General features: G+C 45.8%; 3 protein-coding genes. 2 read left to right on the top strand and 1 reads right to left on the bottom strand.

Translation table 11 applies throughout. The features are described 5' to 3' along the window. Nucleotides 1-499 precede the first annotated feature (499 nt). Both KOO63_15685 and KOO63_15680 read left to right on the top strand, forming a co-directional pair. Nucleotides 500-1,462, top strand: a complete 963-nt coding sequence (locus KOO63_15685) for a restriction endonuclease (GenBank protein ID MBU8923261.1) — start codon at nt 500-502, stop codon at nt 1,460-1,462. Between the two features lie 99 nt (nt 1,463-1,561). Next, entirely contained in the window at nt 1,562-3,727 is a 2,166-nt protein-coding gene (locus KOO63_15680; GenBank protein MBU8923260.1) for a hypothetical protein, read from the top strand. 222 nt (nt 3,728-3,949) lie between these two features. Here the strand turns inward: KOO63_15680 and KOO63_15675 are convergent, their stop codons facing one another. Then, on the bottom strand, nt 3,950-4,849 hold the full coding sequence (locus tag KOO63_15675; GenBank protein ID MBU8923259.1) for a hypothetical protein: 900 nt from the start codon (nt 4,847-4,849) through the stop codon (nt 3,950-3,952). Between the last annotated feature and the right edge of the window lie 668 nt (nt 4,850-5,517).

Raw genomic sequence — 5,517 nt, 5'->3', positions numbered from 1 at the left:
CCTGTAACAATTTTCTGTGTAGGCTTCCTATATGAAACTGATCGACACTCAGTGACCGTGGCCGGGTTTGCTGGGAGATGTCGAGTGGAAGTAGTTTAGTGGTAAAAGGTTACGGCGTCAAGTGAATTGGTGCTGATTCGTTGAAATTGGCTGGTTCTATAATGGTTCTATACAACCCAGAAGAGTGAGACTTATTTGGGCTGTTGGCTTAAATGAATAATTTGGTGACAACCCAAGCACATATTTCTGATTGGTGGGGCCATGATGTTGAAAGCTGCTCCCATTGCGACAGCATGTGTAAGACTCGAATTCACGGCCGCAATTATATGATATTGAAGGACTTTTGGTGATAACAGTGTATTATTATCAATTCGCCTCTGTTCCACTGTTTGTCGGTCACGAGACTCGTTGAGGGACACCAATATATTGTACCTGAGCAGCGGAGAAGTTTTGCAAATTGATATTCGGGTTGTTTCCCGGCAGTTGGAAGGGATTCTGTATGGCTCTCTCATTAAAACACTCTCGTGCAGCCCGGGATCTTGCACAGGTACTCTACGATTTTCTCCCAGGATCTGGCAATGCTAACTGGAAAGGGCACGTCTCATATAAGACTGTCGCGGAGAAGGTCGGTGTCGGCGACTTTTGGCAGCCAGGGAGTAAACTGCCCATGATCACCGCTCTCCTTGAGCGGACACTTGAGTTTCGTCGTGGGAGGTTTGAGCCCCTCATCCTTGAGGTTGTTCGTTGTGGACTTACGTATCGGCAGAAACGTGGTCAACCAGTAGATCCCAAGGAGATTGACGAGATCAATGGACTGATTCTCGAACTTGATTTCAAGTTTCCCGATCTCTGGGACCCTGAGTTTCGAGAGTCACTTTCAGTCGATGGTGGAGTGCGTGCTGCATCTCGTGTAAAACAGGTTCGTAATGAGGAGCGCTTGGGAGCGACGGCGCGATCGGCTCGCAGCCAGAGTCTTGAAGGGCTCAAGCGAGAATTCCTATCGCTCCATGATTCAGATAATCGGCAAAGGGCAGGACTAGAACTCGAGAAGATACTCAACAGGCTTTTTGAACTGAACGAGCTGACACCGTCGAAGCCGTTTCGGGTAACCGGAGAGCAGATAGATGGATCCTTTGAGTTGGACCACGAAATATACCTCTTCGAGGCAAAGTGGACACAGGACCCAATCCCGGCATCCGATCTTTACGTCTTCCGAGGGAAGATTGAGGGGAAATCAAAGTTCACCCGTGGAGTTTTTCTGACAATGAACGGCATCAGCCAGCCCGCACTTGAGGCGGTCGTTACGGGTAAACAGCCGACATTTTTCATTATGGACGGTTATGATCTAATGATGTTGCTTGAGGACAATCTACCATTGGTGGAATTTCTTCGCCGCCGCCAGCGTTTTCTTGCTGAGCGAGGTAAGGTCGCGGTCCAATTCCGGGATTTGTTCGGTTCATAAGGGGAAGGCCAGCTCATTAAAATTAGTGAGCATGCGAAACTAGAAAGATATTTTTAATCATACCATGGTTTCCATTGGTTGCCAAAAGAGAGGTTTTTGATGGAGCGCATTCATGTCGAATTTCAGAACTGCTATGGCATTGGGGAGATGAACCAAATCTTTGATGCTTCCAATGGTTCTACCTTTTTGATTTATGCTCCAAACGGGGTCATGAAAAGTTGTTTCGCTCGGGTGTTCGATGACGTTTCTAGAGGAGAGAACCCCCGCGATGAGATTTTTCCCCAACGTTCGACATCGTACATAATACGAGATGAGGAGGGGACCGATATTCCCCCAGAGCAGCTATTGGTCGTAAACCCCTTCGATCAAAACTATAGCTCTGAGAAAACAGCCACCTTGATGTTAAGTGAGGACCTTCGGCGTCAATATGGAGTCTTGGTTGGTAGTATTCAGGATAAGGCAGCGACTGCAATATCCGCACTCGCTGGAAGATCTGGAATTCGGCGAGGAGTTGAAACTGAATTGCTGAACCTATCTCCTGTTACTGATGGAGACCTTTTTGCCTGTTTGGAAAGCCTCAGTTTGAGCATGGAAAATGTGGAAAATCCCGGCTTAGAACACATTCAGTATCTCGAAGTGTTTAACGAAAAGGTTCTGAAGTTTTTGTCTTTAGCATCCACTAGTCGCTTGCTTGGGGAGTATGTAGAAAGGTACGAAGAACTTGTCTCTAACTCCCTGTATTTTCGCCGTGGGGTGTTCAATCATACGAATGCTACATCAGTTCACAAGGTCCTACAGGACAACGGTTTTTTTGCCGCGAACCATAGTTTGTCGCTAGCAGACAGAGACAATCAAAAGACTGAGATTGCCACGCCGGAGGCACTTCAGGAAGCGATTGAGGCTGAAAAACAGCAGATCTTGAATGATCCAGAACTGGCAAACCGATTTGAGAAAATGGATAAACTGATTTCACGTAATGTCGAACTTCGAAGGTTCCGTGATTACCTGGAGAATAACCCCGATCTAATTCCCCGCCTGCTTGATTTAGAGGGGCTCAAAAGGGACCTCTGGCTTTCTTATGCTTTTGGAGACATGCTCGCCATGTCCGAATATTTGTCGACATACCGTACTGCGAAATTGCAAATATCGGAGTTAGTGGGGACTGCCAAAGAGCAGGAGACCGAGTGGCGTCGAATCGTGGACCTCTTTCATAGCCGATTCTCGGTGCCATTTAAGATGAAAGTTATAAACCAAGATGATGTAATTCTGAAGGATGAGGCCCCGACACTTATTTTTGAATACTGTGATGGGGACGACGTCTGCGAGGTCGGCTCAAACGAATTACAATCTGTTCTCAGCACTGGAGAACAGCGAGCGCTTTATCTCCTTAATGTTATATTCGAAATTGAGGCCCGCAAGAAAATGGGGCAGATGACCGTACTGGTTCTCGATGACGTTGCAGATTCATTTGACTACAAAAACAAGTACGCAATCATCGAGTACCTGAAGGATATTCAAGGGGAGAGCGGATTTTTCATGCTGATTCTGTCGCACAATTTTGACTTCTTTCGCACTGTGCAGAGCCGCCTTGGGGTTGGGCGTCAGAGAAACTGTTTCATGGCAATAAAGAACGACCGAGCAATAAAGCTTGTAAAGGCTGAATATTTCAATCCGTTTCGGCACTGGAAGTCAAATCTTCATCAAAACAGGCGAATGATGTTGGCTACAATTCCCATGGCTCGAAACCTAGTTGAATACACATGTGGTCAGAGTGACGACGATTATTTGTTTCTGACTTCACTGCTTCACATGAAGTCTGCTACTGCTGGCGCAACAATGAGCCAGCTTGCCAATGTACTGAACCGAGTAATGAATACGTCAGCTATAGGTGGGGATAACTTGGTTTTGGATGCAATTTACGAGGAAGCAGAGTCCTGTACTAATCATCTCGACTCAATTCAACTGGAGAACAAAGTTGTCCTTTCTATTGCAATCAGGCTTCTCGCAGAAGAGCAAATGATAGATGCTATAAACGATTCTACCATTACCGGCGACATAAGTAGTAATCAGACGAGGGTCCTTTATGATGCATTTTGCGAAGGCAACAATGATGTTAATTTGCGCAGGATTCTGGACCGTGTAATCCTTATGACCCCCGACACGATTCATCTTAACTCGTTCATGTACGAGCCTATTTTGGACATGTCGGATATTGGTTTGCACGAACTATATTTGGAATTGAAACCATCTTCTTTACTTGGGTGAAATGGCAGTCAACACGACTGTCATTGAGCAGGGGTGGCCAATTCATGAGAGGCTGCTTACCCCTCCACTGGGCCTGAGTAAAAGAACGAAATTTGACATTTGGTTATCCTGTGCGGCAGGTTCATCCATTGACCCAGATGGTGTGGCCGGATTCAGTCAGAACCGGTGGCCAAATTGGACTGGACCTAAGGTGCAATTTTATTTTGAATATTCTTGTTAGATTTAATTCCAGGGATCTTCATAGAGTTCTCTGTAGTCCGAAATACCAATGGGCTCTACACCTACGCTTTCAAGCAACAGATGCTTGCCAGCATCTGGGTTCGCACTATCGTAATAGAACCACGCAGGATGCCGCCGCTCGGGGAACTTTGCAAAGTACTTAGCTCGTTCTATCAGGAGCCATCTAAGGAATACTTCGTTGCTAGCCAACCCTAGACCAAATATTGCAAGCGGTTTATTAAAAATGATATGGAGCCATGAATTTGCTCCGCGCCACTTCTTCATGTCTTTACCAGAGAAGAGTCGACCCTCATTTCCTTTGTGAATCCAAGTGCGAGCCCGTTCAACAGAGCCCATGTAATGTGTGAGGCCAAGCCTGATGCTTCGGTAGTACTTTTGCATTCCATTCATATGCCAGATGCCAAAACCAGAATCAGGACTTTCCAGTGACTTTTGAGAGTAGTAGCTCTCCCAAGGATAGAAGTCAGTAAATCCCTCTTGCTGGAATCGGAATAGTTGACAGTTTGCAGCATCACCAAGCGTGTTTTCAAAATTTGTAGTCAGGACAGGTGCCCCAAATTTAATGGCCCACTGGACTATTGCCCGATGATGGTCCTGCGGAATCCACGTCTTCATCAAGCTACAAAACTCCTTTTGCAACTGTATTTCTTTTCCTGAAGTTCCGTTGTGAATATCTAACACATCGTAGAACTCCGTTAACGAAATACCATTGGGTACGGTCAAGTCATTTCGCAGTAAATGTCCATTCCACATTTTTACCAGCAAATCATCCCAGGAATTAGTGGTGCCATTGGCTCCATGGCGGTTAATTCCATTCCCAATTAGTAACGCGATATTGTGTCGGTTATTCTGGATCACCTTTTTGAGTTGCATCCCTGAAATCGTCTCCTTTGAGCCCACGTTGGCTTTTCCTGCTAATGCGGCTGGCTCGGCTTGTACGCAAGTACTAGCTTTCACTTGAGGTACTTCGACATTTTTTCGTAGATCGTAGCCCCATTGTTTCCCAACGATCAAGTGTTCAACTTTGCATTCGTTACACTTGAAAACTACACCAATCTCCAGGGCACGGTTAGGGAAGTAATTGCTTCCACTGCATTCGATGCATTTTAAGTTAGTTTGCATGAGTATGACTTCGTAGCCTATTTCCGCGTTTTCAATGAAGTATTCCGCGCTGCAGTTTGGATTCAGACAAACTGCTTTATTGGTTTCACGCACCACTTCGGCATTGGCCAAACAATTCGTACCACAGAGCTGACATTCGAAGTGAACTCTTTCTGCCATCGCACATCCATGGACACTACATCCAAGAACTTCTTCAATTTTTCCCACAATTTTCTGCAGATTCAACCGTAACTTCTCTGGAGCATTCTTTTTCACTGCAGATCGCTGGACGTGCAGGACACCTCCAAGGCGGTTATAGTTTTTTGTAAGCCACTTTGCCGTGAAGAATTTGTGTTCACCCAAAGCCCTAAATGGGCCACTAGTAACACCTGGTTGTAGCGCCCAACTATTCTGTCCCAACTTCTAACAATAAATCATGTGACACATTG

Source organism: Candidatus Latescibacterota bacterium (assembly GCA_019038625.1).
Classification (GTDB): domain Bacteria; phylum Krumholzibacteriota; class Krumholzibacteriia; order Krumholzibacteriales; family Krumholzibacteriaceae; genus JAGLYV01.
Note: the sequence above shows the minus strand (reverse complement) of the source record. Positions and strands in the feature narration are given on the sequence as shown.

Excerpts from the sequence above, each read along its gene's own strand:
- KOO63_15685 (MBU8923261.1), top strand. The coding sequence starts at position 500 with ATGGCTCTCTCATTAAAACACTCTCGTGCAGCCCGGGATCTTGCACAG.
- KOO63_15680 (MBU8923260.1), top strand. The coding sequence starts at position 1,562 with ATGGAGCGCATTCATGTCGAATTTCAGAACTGCTATGGCATTGGGGAG.